Raw genomic sequence first — 15216 nt, 5'->3', positions numbered from 1 at the left:
ACAGGAGACCCCGCCCGATGGCTCTTCCCGTCTATGCCAGCCCGCTCGAGCGCCTATGGTATTACACCTATCGCGTGATCTGTGCGCTGATCTTCCTGTTCCTGATCGCGCCGATCCTGATTGTCATCCCGCTCAGCTTCAACATCGAGCCTTACTTCACCTTCACCGAGAAGATGCTGGCGCTTGATCCCACCGGCTATTCGCTGCGTTGGTATGACACCCTTCTGACCTTCGGCATGGCCAACCCCGAGGCACCGCGAACAACGGCCTGGTGGGTCGATGTCTGGAACAACGCGGCCTGGGTCCGTGCCGCGAAGAACTCGGTCATCATCGGGGTGTCCTCGACCCTGGTCGCGACTGTTCTCGGGACGGTGGCGGCGCTTGGCCTGTCGCGCCCCGAGATGCCGTTCCGCCGTGCGATCATGGCGGTCCTGATCTCGCCCATGATCGTGCCGATCATCATCACCGCGACGGGCCTGTTCTTCTTCTATTCCTCGACCGGACTGGCTGGCAGCTACCCCGGCATCATCCTGGCCCATGCGACACTGGGCATTCCCTTCGTCATCATCACGGTGACGGCAACGCTGATCGGTTTCGACCGATCGCTGACCCGTGCCGCGGCCTCGCTGGGCGCCAGCCCGACGACCACCTTCTTCAAGGTCACCATGCCGCTGATTCTGCCCGGCGTGATCTCGGGGGCGCTGTTTGCCTTCGTGACGTCGTTCGACGAGGTGGTGGTGGTTCTGTTCGTCGCCGCCCATGACCAGCAGACCATTCCGCGTCAGATGTGGAACGGCATCCGTGAACAGATCAGCCCGGCGATCCTGTCGGTTGCCACGATCCTTGTCATCGTCTCGGTGGCCCTGCTTGCCACGGTCGAGATTCTGCGCCGCCGGTCCGAGCGGCTGCGCGGTGTGACCGGCTGACCCTGTCTTCGCGGCGGATCGAACGGCGCAGGTGGCTTGTGGCGCGTGCCACAGCCACCTGTAAGGTTCCCGCCAGCCTTTGCCGGGCCATCACAGGTACGACTTTCGCGGGTCTGTCCCAAGTTCGGACTGCGGCGGATCATCAGCGACACCATGAAAAAAAGGCGTCATGTTCAGGACATGACGCCTTTTCCTTGTCTCGGCGGATGGGCCGCCAGCCCCGGATTGCAACGGCGGCCAGCCTGTCCTGTCAGCGGCCGGCGCGTTGCCGGCTTTCGCCAGACCGGGTGGCGCTACGCATCTCGAACCCCTGTTCGATCTTGTCCGACGGCGCCACGGGATAATCGCCCGAGAAGCAGGCGTCGCAGTATCGGGGCGCCTCGGGGTCGCGGCCCGCAGCTTCGCCCACTGCCCGATACAGCCCGTCAAGCGAGATGAAGCGCAGCGAGTCGACGCCGATCCATTCGCGCATCTGATCTTCGGTCATGTTGGCGGCCAGAAGTTTCGCGCGCTCGGGCGTGTCCACGCCATAAAAGCAGGGCCAGGCCGTCGGCGGCGAGGCGATGCGGAAATGCACCTCGGCGGCGCCCGCATCCAGGATCATGTCCTTGATCTTGCGCGAGGTGGTTCCCCGCACCACGGAATCGTCGACCAGGATCACCCGCTTGCCCTTGATCAGCGCCCGGTTCACGTTCAGCTTCAGCCGCACGCCCATGTTGCGGATCTGCTCGGTCGGCTCGATGAAGGTCCGCCCCATGTATTGGTTGCGGATGATCCCCATCGCATAGGGGATGCCGGACTGCTGCGAAAAGCCGATGGCGGCGGGGGTTCCGCTGTCGGGAACCGGGCAGACAAGATCGGCATCGACCGGCGCTTCTTTCGCCAGTTCCACGCCGATCTGGCGCCGCGTTTCATAGACCGAGCGGCCGCCAAGGATCGAGTCGGGGCGCGAGAAATAGACATGTTCGAAGATGCAGAACCGCGGGGCGCGGCGGTCGAACGGCTGAAAGCTTTCGATGCCGCGGGTCTCGTCGATCACCACCATCTCGCCCGGCTCGACTTCGCGCACGAATTCGGCGCCGATGATGTCCAGCCCGCAGGTTTCCGACGACAGCGCCCAGCCGTCGCCGATCCTGCCGATCACCAGCGGGCGCACGCCCAAAGGATCGCGCACGCCGATCAGCTTGGTGCGGGTCATCGCCACGACCGAGAACGCGCCCTCGACCCGGCGCAGCGCGTCCTTCATCCGTTCGGGGATGTTCTTCTGGATCGACCGCGCCATCAGGTGGATGATGCATTCGCTGTCGGACGAGGACTGGAAGATCGAGCCGCGTTCGATCAGTTCGCGGCGCAGAGCCGCGGCATTGGTCAGGTTGCCGTTATGCGCGATCGCAGCGCCGCCCATGGCGAATTCGCCGAAGAAGGGCTGCACGTCGCGGATCGCGGTCGCGCCCTTCGATCCGGCGGTGGAATAGCGCACATGGCCGATGGCGATCGAGCCGGGCAGGGTGGCCATCACCGAGGCGTCGGTGAAGTTGTCGCGGACATAGCCGAAGCGGCGGGCCGAGTTGAAACCGTGTTCGGGGTGATAAGAGACGATGCCACCCGCCTCTTGTCCCCGGTGTTGAAGCGCGTGCATTCCAAGGGCAACGAAGTTGGCCGCGTCGGTGACGCCGATGACGCCGAAAACGCCGCACTCTTCCTTCAACTTGTCTGCGTCGAAGGGGTGGCTAAGGAAAGGGCGCATATGGGGGATCCGAATCCGAGGGCGAATTGGCCCCTCATGTAGAGGCTTGTCGCGCCGCTGTCACCCTCACAAAGCCGTCACGGATCAGTTCGGTGTCGGGGTCACCGGGGCGGGCTCGGCCGGGGCGGTGCAGGTGCTGACCAGTTGTTCGTAACGTGCGACGATCCAGCCCGGCGCATCCGATGGGATCGAGGCGTCGATGTTCTGCTGGAACGAAGCGAACACCTTGGCCGCGCGCGAGTTATCGACCATCGGGATGGTGTCCGAGGCCACAGCGCGGTCATAGACGATCAGCGCCACCGCCACGAGAACGACCCCGCGCAGCACGCCGAACAGGAAGCCAAGGCTTTGATCCAGCCCCCCCAGCGCCGAATTGCGAATCGCCGAGGAAAACAGCGGCGTGAACAGCGACAGCAGCACAAGGCCCAGCGCAAAGACCACGGCGAAGGCCGCGATGATCGACAGCTCGCAGCTGTCGCCAAGGAAATCGCCCAGGACCGGGATTTCCTTGATCAGCGGTTGCGCGGCGGGCGCGAACACGAAGGCCGCGACGGCGGCGCCGATCCAGCCCGCGATCGCCATGACCTCGCGCACAAGGCCGCGCGAATAGGCGAGGATCGCCGACAGCACGATGACGGCCGCAACCACGGCGTCGATGATGGTGAAGCCTTCCATGTGCCTGCTCCTTCGGCCTTAACCTGCCCCGAACATTTCACCCACGAATGCCGCAAGGTCGGGCATCTGACGCACCCGCATCCCTTCCGCCTGCCCGGTTTTCGAGCGGCTCGGGGCGACTGCCTGCGAGAAACCAAGTTTCGATGCCTCTTTCAAGCGGCTTTCGGTCTGGGTCACCGGGCGCAGCGCGCCCGACAGGCTGATCTCGCCGAAAAGCACCATGTCGGGCGGAATTGCCACATCCTCGCGCGCGGAAACCAGCGCGGCGGCCACGGCAAGATCGGCGGCCGGTTCGTTGACGCGCATCCCGCCGGCGACGTTCAGGAACACGTCAAGGCCCGCGAAGGGGATGGCGCAGCGCGCTTCCAGCACCGCAAGAATGGTTGACAGCCGGCCAGAGTCGAGCCCTACCACCGTCCGGCGCGGCGTGCCCAGCGGCGAGGGGGCGACAAGGGCCTGAATTTCGGTCAGGACCGGGCGGGTGCCCTCGACCCCGGCAAAGACGGCCGAGCCGGGCGCCGGCGTGTCGCGATCCGACAGGAACAGCGCCGAGGGGTTCGCGACCTGCGACAGGCCCGCGCCGGTCATCTCGAACACGCCGATCTCGTCGGCGGGGCCGAAGCGGTTCTTGACCGCGCGCAGGATGCGGAACTGGTGGCCGCGCTCGCCTTCGAAATACAGCACCGTATCGACCATGTGTTCGACGACGCGGGGGCCGGCGATCTGGCCTTCCTTGGTGACATGGCCGACAAGGATCACCGCGACGCCGCGGCGCTTGGCGAAGGTGACCAGCTCATGCGCCGAGGCGCGGACCTGCGCCACCGAGCCGGGGGCGGAGTCCACCGTATCCAGCCACATGGTCTGGATCGAGTCGATGATCGCAAGGCCCGGGCGTTCGGCATCCAGCGTGGTCAGGATGTCGCGCAGGTTGGTTTCCGCCCCCAGAGCCACGGGCGCCTGCCCAAGGCCAAGCCGCTGGGCGCGCATCCGGACCTGCGCCGAGGCTTCCTCGCCCGAGATGTAGAGGCATTTCACCCCGCGGTTGGCGAAGCTGGCGGCGGCTTGCAGCAGCAGGGTGGATTTGCCGATGCCCGGATCGCCGCCGACAAGGATCGCCGAGGCGGGGACAAGGCCGCCGCCCAGCACGCGGTCCAGTTCGTCCATCCCCGACGAGGTGCGCGGCGGCGGGGCCTCTTCGGTCGCAAGGTCCGACAGCGCAATGGTGCGGCCCTTGGCCCCCAGCGCCTTGGGGCCAGAGGACAGGGGCGCCTCTTCCGCGATCGAGTTCCAGGCGCCGCAGGCATCGCAGCGGCCGGCCCATTTGCGATGGACGGCGCCGCAGGCCGTGCAGGTGAAGGTCGGGGAGGGTTTCGCCATGCCGCCTTTTGCCCGCTTGGGCCGAGCGGCGCAAGCGTCAGCGCCGCGGCGTCAGCAGCGAGATCGCAAGCGAGCCAAGGATGCAGCCGGTGAACAGCCACAGGCCCCACGCGGTTTCGACCGTGGCAAGGCCCACGCCCTTGATGATCACGATATAAAGCGCGATCAGGAAGATGTCGGCCATGGCCAGCTTGCCCAGCAGATGCAGCGCGGGCAGCGTTCTGGACGACAGAAGCCGTGCATGCAGCAGCGCCAGACCGATGGTTTTCAGGTAGGGTGCGAACAGCGCGAAGACCGTGACCAGAAGCGCAAGGGCGACATCCGTCCCCCACAGCGCCTGAAGTCCCGACATCACCGAGATTTCCGACAGGCCGAACAGCGGCAGCACGCCCGCGCGTATCAGCGGCGCGAACCACGAGATCGGGAAAAGGACCAGCAGCGCAAGATTGGCCGCGCGCAGCATGTCAGCGCAGCGCCTCGATCGGGCCTTCGGCGCGGCCGTGGATGAACTGCTGCACATAAGGGTCGGGGGTGGTGTCCAGTTCGGCCACCGGCCCGGTCCAGCGGATCTTGCCGCGGTGAAGCATGGCCACATGGTCGGCAATGGCGCGGACCGAGGTCATGTCATGGGTGATGGTCATGGCGGTCGCGCCCATTTCGGTCACGATTTCGCGGATCAGGTCGTTGATGACGCCGGCCATGATCGGATCGAGCCCCGCGGTGGGTTCGTCGAAAAAGATCACCTCGGGTTCGGCGGCAATGGCGCGGGCAAGGCCCACGCGCTTTTGCATGCCCCCCGACAGTTCGGCCGGGTAAAGGTCGGCCACCTGCGGGCCAAGGCCCACGCGGCGCAGCTTTTCCAGCGCGATGGCGCGGGCCTCGTCGCGGGGGCGCTTTTGCGCACCGCGCAGCAGGCGGAAGGCCACGTTTTCCCACACGCGCAGCGAATCAAACAGGGCGCCACCCTGAAACAGCATCCCGAAGCGGGCAAGAAAGCTGTCGCGTTCGGCCTGTTCGACATCCTGACCGTCCAGCAGGATGCGGCCCCCATCGGGGTGGACCAGTCCCAGGATGCATTTCAGCAGCACCGATTTGCCGGTGCCCGAGCCGCCGATGATGACCATCGAGCTGTTGCTGTCCACCTTCAGGTCGATGCCGCGCAGGACATGGTTCTGGCCGAAGGATTTGGTGACGCCGGAAAGCTCGATCATGAGGTGAAGAAGATCTCTGTCAGCAGGTAGTTGGCGGCGAAGATCAGAACCGAGGCCGCAACCACCGCCGATTTCGTCGCCCGTCCCACGCCTTGTGCGCCGCGGCCCGAGTTCATGCCATGATAGCAGCCCATCAGCGCCACGATGAAGCCGAAGGCCGCCCCCTTCACAAGGCCCGAGCCGACGTCCCAGAATTCAAGGAAATCCACCGTGTTCTTCAGATAGGTGGCCGAGTTGAAATCCAGCCGGTTCACCCCCACCGCCCAGCCGCCGGCGATGCCGATGGAATCGCCCACCGCCACCAGCACCGGCACTGCAATCGTGGCCGCCAGCACGCGGGGCACGGCAAGGTATTTCAGCGGATGGGTCGAAAGCGTCACCAGCGCGTCGATCTGTTCGGTGACCTTCATCGTGCCGATCTCGGCCGCGATGGATGAGGCGACACGCGCCGCCACCATCAGCCCGCCCAGCACCGGGCCCAGTTCGCGCGTCATGCCGATCGCCACGATCGAGGGCACCACCGCTTCGGCCGAAAACCGCGCGCCGCCGGCGTAGATCTGAAGCGCCAGTGCGCCGCCGGTGAACAATGCGGTCAGGCCCACCACCGGCAGCGACAGCCAGCCGATCTGGATCAGCGCGTGCAGGAACTCTTTCGGGTAGAACGGCGGGCGGAACAGGTGGCCCACCACGGCTGCGGCAAACAGCGCGATCCGGCCGACCGCGGCCAGCGCCGTGAAGCTGGCGCGGCCGACGACGGCAAGGGGGGCGGTGACGGTCACGCCGACAGCGCGCCGTAGCGGCGCTGATAACGGCGGCCGAGGCTGGTCAGGATCTCGTATCCGATGGTTCCGGCGATGTCGGCCAGATCGTCGGGCGTCTGGTGCGGGCCAAGGATATCGAGCGTTTCAGGCACTTCGGGCAAGTGGCTGACATCGACGGTGATCAGGTCCATCGACACGCGGCCCACCAGCGGGCAGGGCACCCGGCCAGCCCAGAGAGTGGCCTTGCCCGACAGCGTGCGGTGCAACCCGTCGGCATAGCCCGCCGCGACCGTGGCGATGGTCGAGGTGTGTTCGGCGGTCCAGCTGTTGGAATAGCCCACGGTTTCGCCCACCTCGACCTCGCGCAGTTGCACCACCGGCAGCGACAGGCGCACGACGGGACGGGCGGCATCGAATGGGCGGCCGCCGTAAAGGCCGATGCCGGGGCGGGTCAGTTCAAAGTGATAGTCCGGGCCCAGAAGCAGCCCGCCGGTGGCGGAAAGCGAGCGCGGGATGCCGGTGCCGTCAGTCATGGCGCGGAAGGCGCGCAGCTGGTGGTCGTTCATCGGGTGGTCGGGTTCGTCCGAACAGGCAAGATGGCTCATCAGCAGTTCGGCACCGGCCTCGATCGCCATGGGCGCCACCGCTTCCCATTCGGCCTGTTCAAGGCCAAGGCGGTTCATGCCGGTATCAAGCTGGATGCCGAACGGGTGGTTGCCCAGTGCTTCGAAATGCCGGGTCAGCTGCTCGATCGAGTTCAGCATCGGTGTCAGGTCGAAATCGCGGATCAGCGCGGTATCGCCCGCCATATGGCCGGAAAATACGCAGATCTGCGGCCCTGATCCCAGCGCGCGACGAACCTCGGCGCCTTCCTCGGCGGCGGCGACAAAGAAGCGGCGGGCACCGGCGCGGGCGAGCGCATGGGCGACCTTGGTCGCGCCGAGGCCGTAGGAATCCGCCTTGACCACGGCGCCGGTCTGGCACTCGGGGGCGGTCATGCTGTCCAGCGCGCGCCAGTTGGCGGCGATGGCGTCGAGGTCGATGGTGAGGAGTGCGGTTGCCATGGCGGTGTTTTCCCCGCCCCGCGCGCAAGGTCAAGGGGATATAAGGCGAAGGCGCGGGGGGAAGGCCGTGCCGCGCGGGGTTCCGCCGGACCGCGGGGCGGATACGGGCATGATCGCGCGTTGGCTTGCAGCCGGGGGCAGGTCGGCGGACCGCCGGGATATGCGGTGCCGCTGTCCGTTCAGCCCCGTGGCGCATAGGGGGGGCGGTCTGTCAGTCAATCCTGTCGCATCCGGTGCCCGCGCGAAAGCGCCACGCGCGGGTGGCGCGGTGTTGCGGGCGCTGTTAAAGGGCAGGGAACGCAGAACGAGGAGACGGACATGTTCGATCTGACAGGGAAAGCGGCGCTGGTCACGGGCGCTTCGGGCGGCATCGGCGGCGGCATCGCGCGGGCGCTGCACGCGGCGGGCGCCACGGTCGCGCTGTCGGGGACGCGGACCGGCCCGCTTGAGGAATTGGCGGCCGAGTTGGGAAGCCGGGCGCATGTCATCGCCTGCAACCTTTCGGATGCGGTCTCGGTTGAGGCGCTGCCGAAGCTGGCGGCCGAGGCGATGGGGTCGGTCGACATTCTGGTCAACAATGCCGGGATCACCCGCGACCAGCTTGCCATGCGGATGTCGGATGAGGACTGGGCGCAGGTGATCGACGTCAACCTGACCTCGACCTTCCGGCTGTGCCGGGGGGTGTTGCGCGGGATGATGAAGGCACGCTGGGGGCGGATCATCAACGTGACATCGATCGTGGGGGCGACGGGCAATCCGGGGCAGACGAATTACGCGGCCTCGAAGGCCGGGGTGGTGGCGATGTCGAAAAGCCTTGCCGCCGAAGTGGCCAGCCGTGGCATCACGGTGAACGCCGTGGCGCCGGGCTTCATCGCCACCGCCATGACCGACAAGCTGAACGACGAGCAGAAGGGCCGCATCATGGGCCAGATCCCGATGGGGCGGATGGGTGAGCCGGGTGACATCGCCGCGGCGGTGCTGTATCTGGCCAGCCCCGAGGCGGGCTATGTTACCGGCGCCACGCTGCATGTGAACGGCGGCATGGCGATGCTGTGAAACCTGCGCGGGATGCGGCACTTTCGGCAAGGGAAAGCGTTTGCCTTGGGCAGAGAGCCTTGCTATAGGCCCGTCAGAACTGCCGGGGGTCTGGGCCTTCGGTGCGACCGAACCAGTTGCCTGAAGGGCAAGGGACAACGAGCCGGGAACCCTCCCGCAACGAATGAGGAAGTGACATGAGCGACATCGCTGATCGCGTGAAGAAGATCGTCGTCGAGCATCTGGGCGTCGAAGAGGAAAAAGTGACCGAGAACGCCTCGTTCATCGATGACCTCGGCGCGGACAGCCTCGACACGGTCGAGCTTGTGATGGCCTTCGAGGAAGAGTTCGGCATCGAGATCCCGGACGACGCCGCCGAAACCATCCAGACCTTCGGCGACGCGGTGAAGTTCATCTCGGAAGCCGCCTGAGCTTTCGACCTGCCGATACAGCCGAAACGCCTTTGGCGTTAGGATCATGAAACCCCCGCAAGCCATCGCTTGCGGGGGTTTTGCTTTGCGCCCGTGGTTGCAAGGTCGGCGGGCGTGCGCAGGTGGTGCCGCCCAGCGGTTTTGCTTTGCGCCCGTGGTTGCAAGAGGGGGCAAGGGTTTACGGCGCCGCGATCCGGTTTGTGCTGGGGGACGTTCCGGATCGGGGGGCTGCTGTCGGGGGTGAGGGTGGCGTCAGGTGGGGTGGCGTCAGGTGGAGATGCCGTCCGCGGGGGCATCGAACCCCCGCGGACGGCCCTGCCGGGGAAGGCCGGGCGTGTGTCGCGCCGAAGGGTGCGGCTTTGGCGCGGTGCCGAAACGGTGCCACCCTTGCCGTTTTCCGTGGCAACGCCGGCCGAGGGGGCAGGATAGGGTGGACTAGAGCCAATAAATCAAGGAGAAGAGCCCCTTAGCGTCCTTCGGGGTCCACATTTGGGACCACAGGAGGACCACGATGGGGATGAACTTGACGCTGAAGCATGTGAAGCAGGTCGGGCCGGGCCGCTACGAGTTCCGCAGAAGGGTGCCCGAAGCTGTCCGGGAGGCCATCGGCAAGGGCGAGTTCAAGCGGGTCTTTGAGGCTTCCTCCCCCGCCGCCGTCGCGCGGGAACATGCGCGGGTCTCGGCCGAGTTTGATCGACTGGTCGCTTCGGCCGGTGCAGCCCTCAGGGATACCTCCCCCCGGACCCCGCGGGAGACCGCGCAGGTGAACCGGAAGCGGGCCGAGGAGTTGCTTGCGGGCGTCCGCGGCCCCGAGGACGAAGAGGCGAAGCGGGACCTTCTGGCCGATCTGCTGGCCGAGGAAGGGGCAGACCCCGCCCTTTATCGGGCCGTCAGGATGCCCGAGGAGCCACTTCCCCAGCACACGCTTGAGGATGCCCGGAAGCTTTACCTTGCGGAGCATATCCGGGCAGACGGGAAGGAGCATCGGAAGGAGGAGTTGAGCCTTGATCGGGTCTTTGACCGGCTGCGGGCTGCCCTTGGCGCGGAGGTGGTTCGCACCACTGGCCTCGGGGCGCTGCGGAGGGAGGACGCCAAGAAGGTCCGGGATTACCTCATGCGCCTCCCCAAGCGCGGCGGCGGCACCATCTCGCCCGCGACGGTGCATCGGGACTGGAAGCTGATCGTCGCCGTGGTGAACTTCGGCCTGCGCGAGTTCGACCTGATGGGGAAGGCGGCGAACCCCTTCGCCTCCATGCCCATTCCGGGCGCCACCTCCGGGGTCACCGTCTCGGCAGCCGAGCGGCGGGACGCTATGCCCGACGAGGTGGCCGCGAAGGTGCTTGAGAGGCTTCCCCCGGTGCTGGCGCTGATCTGGCGCATCCTTGCCGGAACGGGATGCAGGCCTGCAGAAGTGACCGGCCTCAGGGTCGAGGACGTGAAGCTGGACCACTCCATTCCGCATGTCTGCATCTTCCCGAACGAGGTGCGGAGCCTCAAGACCCGCTCAAGCCACCGCAGGGTGCCGCTCATCGGGGACGCGCTGGAAGCCGCACGGGAGGCCGTGGAGGCAGCCGGGGGTTCCGCCTACCTGTTCGCCACCTACGCCACCCCTCAAGGCCCGCTGGCGGTCTCATCGACGCTCATGCGGACGGTGCGGGAGGAGCGGCAGAACCCGCGGCAGACGGTGCATTCCCTGCGCCACAGGATGAAGGACCGGCTCAGGGACGCCGGGGTGGACAAGGCCGCTCAGGACCTCGTTCTAGGCCACGCTGCGGACTCGGTTGGGGAAGCCTATGGTGGAGCCGAGGGGCGGCTGAGGGTGGCCCACAGGGCGCTCTCCGCGGCTCTCCGAGGGGATGCCGAGGGCCAGCGCGAAGGCTGACCCGAGGGGTTCCATTGTCAGCGGTTCCGACTGAGCTTGAGGAAGCCCAGCCGCACGGCCAGCCGGAAAGGCATCTGCCCCGCGCCGATCTGGGACAGGTTGACAACGAGGCCAGAGGCGGAGCGGGTGAACGGAATGCCCGCCTCCGCCAATGCCGCGGCCACGCTTCCGGGGTCCTCCCCCTCATTCAGCCTCCGGTTTCCCGGCAGGAACCACGGGAGGCTTCCCCTCTGGCCGGCGCGCAAAGGTGCCCCTTCGGCTTCTTCTGGGGGCAGACCCCCACCCCACCGGGGGGTGCCGCGCACTTCCTATACCTATCTCCGGGTCTCACATTTTTGCGGTGGAATATTCCCGACCTCGTGGCTCACGCCGCCTCTAGATTGCGGAGGATTTTTTCAAGGGAACCCGGAAGGTTCCCGTAGGTGGTGCGGATGGCGAACTCGATCATGTCGAACGTCTTGGTGTCCTTCGCCGCCCGCTTCAGGGCCAGCTTGGTGACCACCCGCGACAGTTCCTTCTTGTCGGTGGGCGGTTCGGTGAACCCCCCGGCTGCACCGCTGGACTGGGCCTTGGGCTTGGCATAGCTGGGCGTCCCGATGCCGGGGCCGAAGCGTTCCTCATAGGCGTCCAGCTTCGCGCGGCACGCGGCCCGGTCACCCTCGGGCGTCGTCGGGTGGTCCGCTCGGGCGCGCATCGCCTTGGCCTTGCGGATGTCCTTCTCGGTGGGCGTCTCGTAGACCCGAGGCTTGGGCTTGGCAGCCTCCGCTTGGGCTTCCTTCCATTTGGCATGAAGGCCCCGGACGGTGCGCACCTTGGGGTTGGCCACACGGACACAGGAGAACCGCTCAAGGTCGGTGGCGGCCCAGACAGCGGCGGCCCGGTCGTTGGCGCATACCTCGAATTGCAAGTTGCAATCCGCAATCCATTGACTGAACAGGGCGTCGGCCCCCTTCGGGAACAGCTTCCGGCCTTGCAGGAGGGCGGCCCCATAGCGGAGCCACCCGTCCATCGTTCTGCCCTCCCCCTCGGCCACCATGCGGAGACCCTCGCGGGCCTCTTCGGCAATCCGATGGGCGGCGGTGAGGGTTGGGAAATGTGCGGTCATGCAGCGTCCTTGTTGGTAGTGGATGCCACCAACATAGCCGAAGACACCGGAAATTTCCATTGTTTTTCAAAGCGCTAGGAAAAGCCTTCCCTGTCATTGCAGGGGATGTTGCACCCAATGCAAAGGCCGATGTCTCAAGGCGTTAGCGCGGCGGGTGACGCGATCTGGTGACGTGTGGTGACGCAGGACAACCTCCACACGAGACCGCGGGTGATTCGAGGTCATGCTTGACGATGCCGCCCAGCGGGTCCACAAATGCGGCCACAGGAGGACCACAAGGGACGCTAGAGCGGCTCCTAACGCCTTGATTTGGAACCACATCGCCCAGCCCGAAGAACGCCGCAGCGTCGACCGAGGGGGTTCGATACCCCCGAGGACGGCACCTCCGGACATGTGCCGCCCGTATGGGCGAAGCGCCGCAAAGCCGCGGCGGCGCTTGTTGCGAAGGGCTTTTCCGGCGTGTAAGACCCGTTCCGACAAGCCCGGGCAGGGCTGACATAGGAGGCATCGCATGCGTCGAGTGGTTGTCACGGGGCTGGGTATGGTCACGCCGCTGGCTTGTGGGGTCGAAAAGACCTGGGAACGGCTGTTGGCCGGACAGTCCGGCGCGGGTCCGATCACCCGGTTCGATGCCTCGAATGTCACCACCAAATATGCCTGCGAGATCCCGGTTGGCGACGGCAGCGACGGCACGTTCAATGCCGACGACTGGATGGAGCCGAAGGATCGTCGCAAGGTCGATGACTTCATCCTTTACGGCATGGCCGCGGCCGAGCAGGCGGTGCGGGATTCGGGCTGGGTGCCCGCGACCGAGGAAGACCGCTGCCGCACCGGCGTGATGATCGGATCGGGTATCGGCGGGTTGTCAGCGATCGCGGATACTGCCGTTCTGATCAAGGAGAAGGGGCCGAAGCGGGTGTCGCCGTTCTTCATCCCCTCGGCGCTGATCAACCTTGTGTCGGGGCAGGTCTCGATCCGGTTCGGCTACAAGGGGCCGAACCATGCCGTCGTCACCGCCTGTTCGACCGGCGCCCATGCCATTGGCGATGCGGCGCGGCTGATCCAGTGGGGTGATGCGGATGTGATGCTGGCGGGCGGCGCCGAAAGCCCGATCAGCGAGATCGGGATTGCGGGTTTCAACGCCTGCAAGGCGCTGTCGACCAAACGGGCGGACGATCCCAGGGCGGCCTCGCGGCCGTGGGATGCCGACCGCGACGGATTCGTGATGGGCGAGGGCGCCGGCGTTCTGATGCTTGAGGAATACGAACACGCCAAGGCCCGCGGTGCGAAGATCTATGCCGAGGTGCTGGGGTATGGTCTGTCGGGTGATGCCTATCACATCACCGCCCCGGCCGAGGATGGCGATGGCGGGTTCCGCTCGATGACGATGGCATTGCAGCGCGCAGGGCTGGAGCCGGCGGCCATCGACTACATCAACGCGCATGGCACCTCGACCATGGCCGATGTGATCGAGCTGGGTGCGGTCGAGCGGCTTTTGGGCGAGGCGGCGGCGACTGCCACCATGTCGTCGACCAAGTCGAGCATCGGGCATCTGCTGGGCGCTGCGGGCGCGGTCGAGGCGATCTTCTGCGTGCTGGCGATCCGCGATCAGGTGGCGCCGCCGACGATCAACCTTGAAACGCCTGCGGTCGAGGCGACGCTGGATCTGGCGCCGAACGTGGCGCGCAAACGCAAGATCGACGTGGCGCTGTCGAACTCGTTCGGCTTTGGCGGCACCAATGCCTCGCTGGTGCTGGGCCGGGTGACGTCGTGATGTGGCGGGCCATCGCCTCCAACGCGCTGACGCTGTTCATCGTGGTGCTGGTGGCGGTGGCGGGTCTGCTGGCCTGGGGCCGGCAGCAGTTCACAGGGCCGGGACCGCTGGCCGAGTCGGTCTGTGTGCGGGTCGAGCGGGGGGATTCGCTGTCCGCCGTCAGCCGGAAGCTGGAAAGTCAGGGGGCGATTTCGGACGCGCGCATCTTTCGCATTGGTGCGGATTATTCCGACAAGGCGGGCGGGCTGAAATTCGGCAGCTATCTGGTGCCGGAAGGTGCCTCGATGGCGCGGATCCTGGAGATCCTGACCGCGGGGGGGCAGTCCACCTGTGGCAGCGAGGTCATCTATCGCATCGGTGTGGTGACGGCCGAGGTGATCCTGCGCGACTATGATGCCGCCGAAGGCCGCTATGTCGAGGTGGCGAAGTTCGTGCCGGGAACAGACGAGGTTCCCGCCGCCTATTCCGACGCGGCCGACGATCTGCGCTGGCGGGTGACGCTGGCCGAGGGCGTGACAAGCTGGCAGGTGGTGGACAGTCTGCGCAAGGCCGATTTTCTTGATGGCGAGATTGCCGCTGTGCCGGACGAAGGCACGCTGGCGCCCGACAGCTATGAGGTGGCGCAGGGCGATGACCGCGCGGCGTTGCTGGCCGAGATGCAGGCGCGGCAGGCGCGGATTCTGGCCGAGCTGTGGAAGGCGCGGGCAGCCGGGGTTCCTTATGCATCACCGCAAGAGGCGCTGATCATGGCGAGCATCGTCGAGAAGGAAACCGGCCTTCCGGCCGAGCGGCCGCAGGTCGCAAGCGTGTTCGTCAACCGGCTGGCGCGGGGGATGCGGCTTCAGACCGATCCGACGGTGATCTACGGCCTGACGGAAGGCAAGGGTGCGCTGGGCCGCGGTTTGCGTCAAAGCGAGTTGCGGCGGCGCACGCCTTTCAACACCTATGTCATCGACGGGCTTCCGCCGACACCGATCGCCAATCCGGGGCGGTTGTCGATCGAGGCTGCGTTGAATCCTGCGCCGACGGAATATCTGTATTTCGTGGCTGACGGCAGCGGCGGGCACGCCTTTGCCAGCACGCTGGCCGAGCACAACCGCAACGTGGCTGCCTGGCGCAAGATCGAGGCCGCGCGTGGCGCGACGCCCCCGGTGGGGATTCAGGGTGACTGAGTTCTTGACAAAAGGTTAAGGATGAGGCCGGCAAGCCTTTGATGCGATTGGTTTTT

At 66.3% G+C, this 15216-nt stretch carries 15 protein-coding genes; 6 read left to right on the top strand and 9 right to left on the bottom strand.

Going from position 1 to position 15216, the window contains the following annotated elements; genetic code table 11:
- Positions 1 to 17 precede the first annotated feature (17 nt).
- Positions 18 to 926, top strand: coding sequence for an ABC transporter permease (locus CRO07_RS04710; RefSeq protein WP_097029537.1), 909 nt, complete (start codon positions 18 to 20; stop codon positions 924 to 926).
- A gap of 250 nt (positions 927 to 1176) precedes the next feature.
- Here CRO07_RS04710 and purF read toward each other — a convergent pair whose 3' ends face one another.
- From purF to alr, 7 genes are all read right to left on the bottom strand, one after another.
- The gene (purF, locus tag CRO07_RS04705; RefSeq protein ID WP_097029536.1) at positions 1177 to 2673 is read right to left on the bottom strand and encodes an amidophosphoribosyltransferase; all 1497 of its coding nucleotides are present in this window, start codon (positions 2671 to 2673) and stop codon (positions 1177 to 1179) included.
- A gap of 84 nt (positions 2674 to 2757) precedes the next feature.
- Positions 2758 to 3348, bottom strand: coding sequence for a CvpA family protein (locus tag CRO07_RS04700; RefSeq protein ID WP_097029535.1), 591 nt, complete (start codon positions 3346 to 3348; stop codon positions 2758 to 2760).
- 18 nt (positions 3349 to 3366) lie between these two features.
- The gene (gene radA / locus CRO07_RS04695; protein ID WP_097029534.1) at positions 3367 to 4725 is read right to left on the bottom strand and encodes a DNA repair protein RadA; all 1359 of its coding nucleotides are present in this window, start codon (positions 4723 to 4725) and stop codon (positions 3367 to 3369) included.
- A gap of 37 nt (positions 4726 to 4762) precedes the next feature.
- The gene (locus CRO07_RS04690; RefSeq protein WP_097029533.1) at positions 4763 to 5188 is read right to left on the bottom strand and encodes a paraquat-inducible protein A; all 426 of its coding nucleotides are present in this window, start codon (positions 5186 to 5188) and stop codon (positions 4763 to 4765) included.
- Position 5189: 1 nt separating this feature from the next.
- A complete protein-coding gene (locus tag CRO07_RS04685) occupies positions 5190 to 5936 on the bottom strand; it encodes an ABC transporter ATP-binding protein (protein ID WP_097029532.1) in 747 nt (248 codons plus the stop codon).
- Complete coding sequence (locus tag CRO07_RS04680; protein ID WP_097029531.1) at positions 5933 to 6715, bottom strand: MlaE family ABC transporter permease; 783 nt, start codon at positions 6713 to 6715, stop codon at positions 5933 to 5935. The genes CRO07_RS04685 and CRO07_RS04680 overlap by 4 nt, the downstream gene beginning before the upstream one ends.
- Positions 6712 to 7761: an alanine racemase gene (gene alr / locus CRO07_RS04675; RefSeq protein WP_097029530.1), complete on the bottom strand. Its 1050-nt coding sequence runs from the start codon at positions 7759 to 7761 to the stop codon at positions 6712 to 6714. The genes CRO07_RS04680 and alr overlap by 4 nt, the downstream gene beginning before the upstream one ends.
- Before the next feature lie 318 nt (positions 7762 to 8079).
- Here alr and fabG point away from each other — a divergent pair, with 318 nt between their 5' ends.
- The 3 genes from fabG to CRO07_RS04660 all read left to right on the top strand — a co-directional run bounded on the left by fabG (position 8080) and on the right by CRO07_RS04660 (position 11109).
- Positions 8080 to 8817 carry a 3-oxoacyl-ACP reductase FabG gene (gene fabG / locus CRO07_RS04670; RefSeq protein ID WP_097029529.1) on the top strand — a complete coding sequence of 246 codons (738 nt, stop codon included), beginning with the start codon at positions 8080 to 8082 and terminating at the stop codon, positions 8815 to 8817.
- Positions 8818 to 8993: 176 nt separating this feature from the next.
- On the top strand, positions 8994 to 9227 hold the full coding sequence (locus CRO07_RS04665; protein WP_002719616.1) for an acyl carrier protein: 234 nt from the start codon (positions 8994 to 8996) through the stop codon (positions 9225 to 9227).
- 511 nt (positions 9228 to 9738) lie between these two features.
- Positions 9739 to 11109 carry a site-specific integrase gene (locus CRO07_RS04660; RefSeq protein ID WP_097029528.1) on the top strand — a complete coding sequence of 457 codons (1371 nt, stop codon included), beginning with the start codon at positions 9739 to 9741 and terminating at the stop codon, positions 11107 to 11109.
- A gap of 17 nt (positions 11110 to 11126) precedes the next feature.
- Here the strand turns inward: CRO07_RS04660 and CRO07_RS18610 are convergent, their stop codons facing one another.
- Together CRO07_RS18610 and CRO07_RS04650 are read right to left on the bottom strand one after the other, a co-directional pair.
- Complete coding sequence (locus CRO07_RS18610) at positions 11127 to 11273, bottom strand: hypothetical protein (protein WP_176504489.1); 147 nt, start codon at positions 11271 to 11273, stop codon at positions 11127 to 11129.
- A 200-nt stretch (positions 11274 to 11473) separates the two neighbouring features.
- The gene (locus tag CRO07_RS04650; protein WP_097029526.1) at positions 11474 to 12214 is read right to left on the bottom strand and encodes a hypothetical protein; all 741 of its coding nucleotides are present in this window, start codon (positions 12212 to 12214) and stop codon (positions 11474 to 11476) included.
- Positions 12215 to 12725: 511 nt separating this feature from the next.
- Here CRO07_RS04650 and fabF point away from each other — a divergent pair.
- Complete coding sequence (gene fabF / locus CRO07_RS04645) at positions 12726 to 13988, top strand: beta-ketoacyl-ACP synthase II (RefSeq protein ID WP_097029525.1); 1263 nt, start codon at positions 12726 to 12728, stop codon at positions 13986 to 13988.
- On the top strand, positions 13988 to 15160 hold the full coding sequence (gene mltG / locus CRO07_RS04640; RefSeq protein WP_097029524.1) for an endolytic transglycosylase MltG: 1173 nt from the start codon (positions 13988 to 13990) through the stop codon (positions 15158 to 15160). The genes fabF and mltG overlap by 1 nt, the downstream gene beginning before the upstream one ends.
- Positions 15161 to 15216: the final 56 nt, after the last annotated feature.

The sequence above is a fragment of the Cereibacter ovatus genome (genome assembly GCF_900207575.1).
Classification (GTDB): domain Bacteria; phylum Pseudomonadota; class Alphaproteobacteria; order Rhodobacterales; family Rhodobacteraceae; genus Cereibacter_A; species Cereibacter_A ovatus.
The sequence above is the reverse complement of the archived record's forward strand: the minus strand, read 5'-3'. Positions and strand labels throughout refer to the sequence as shown.

Excerpts from the sequence above, each read along its gene's own strand:
- alr (WP_097029530.1), bottom strand. The coding sequence starts at position 7,761 with ATGGCAACCGCACTCCTCACCATCGACCTCGACGCCATCGCCGCCAAC.
- radA (WP_097029534.1), bottom strand. The coding sequence starts at position 4,725 with ATGGCGAAACCCTCCCCGACCTTCACCTGCACGGCCTGCGGCGCCGTC.
- mltG (WP_097029524.1), top strand. The coding sequence starts at position 13,988 with ATGTGGCGGGCCATCGCCTCCAACGCGCTGACGCTGTTCATCGTGGTG.
- CRO07_RS04685 (WP_097029532.1), bottom strand. The coding sequence starts at position 5,936 with ATGATCGAGCTTTCCGGCGTCACCAAATCCTTCGGCCAGAACCATGTC.
- purF (WP_097029536.1), bottom strand. The coding sequence starts at position 2,673 with ATGCGCCCTTTCCTTAGCCACCCCTTCGACGCAGACAAGTTGAAGGAA.
- CRO07_RS04650 (WP_097029526.1), bottom strand. The coding sequence starts at position 12,214 with ATGACCGCACATTTCCCAACCCTCACCGCCGCCCATCGGATTGCCGAA.
- CRO07_RS04690 (WP_097029533.1), bottom strand. The coding sequence starts at position 5,188 with ATGCTGCGCGCGGCCAATCTTGCGCTGCTGGTCCTTTTCCCGATCTCG.
- CRO07_RS04665 (WP_002719616.1), top strand. The coding sequence starts at position 8,994 with ATGAGCGACATCGCTGATCGCGTGAAGAAGATCGTCGTCGAGCATCTG.
- CRO07_RS04700 (WP_097029535.1), bottom strand. The coding sequence starts at position 3,348 with ATGGAAGGCTTCACCATCATCGACGCCGTGGTTGCGGCCGTCATCGTG.
- CRO07_RS04710 (WP_097029537.1), top strand. The coding sequence starts at position 18 with ATGGCTCTTCCCGTCTATGCCAGCCCGCTCGAGCGCCTATGGTATTAC.
- fabF (WP_097029525.1), top strand. The coding sequence starts at position 12,726 with ATGCGTCGAGTGGTTGTCACGGGGCTGGGTATGGTCACGCCGCTGGCT.
- fabG (WP_097029529.1), top strand. The coding sequence starts at position 8,080 with ATGTTCGATCTGACAGGGAAAGCGGCGCTGGTCACGGGCGCTTCGGGC.
- CRO07_RS04660 (WP_097029528.1), top strand. The coding sequence starts at position 9,739 with ATGGGGATGAACTTGACGCTGAAGCATGTGAAGCAGGTCGGGCCGGGC.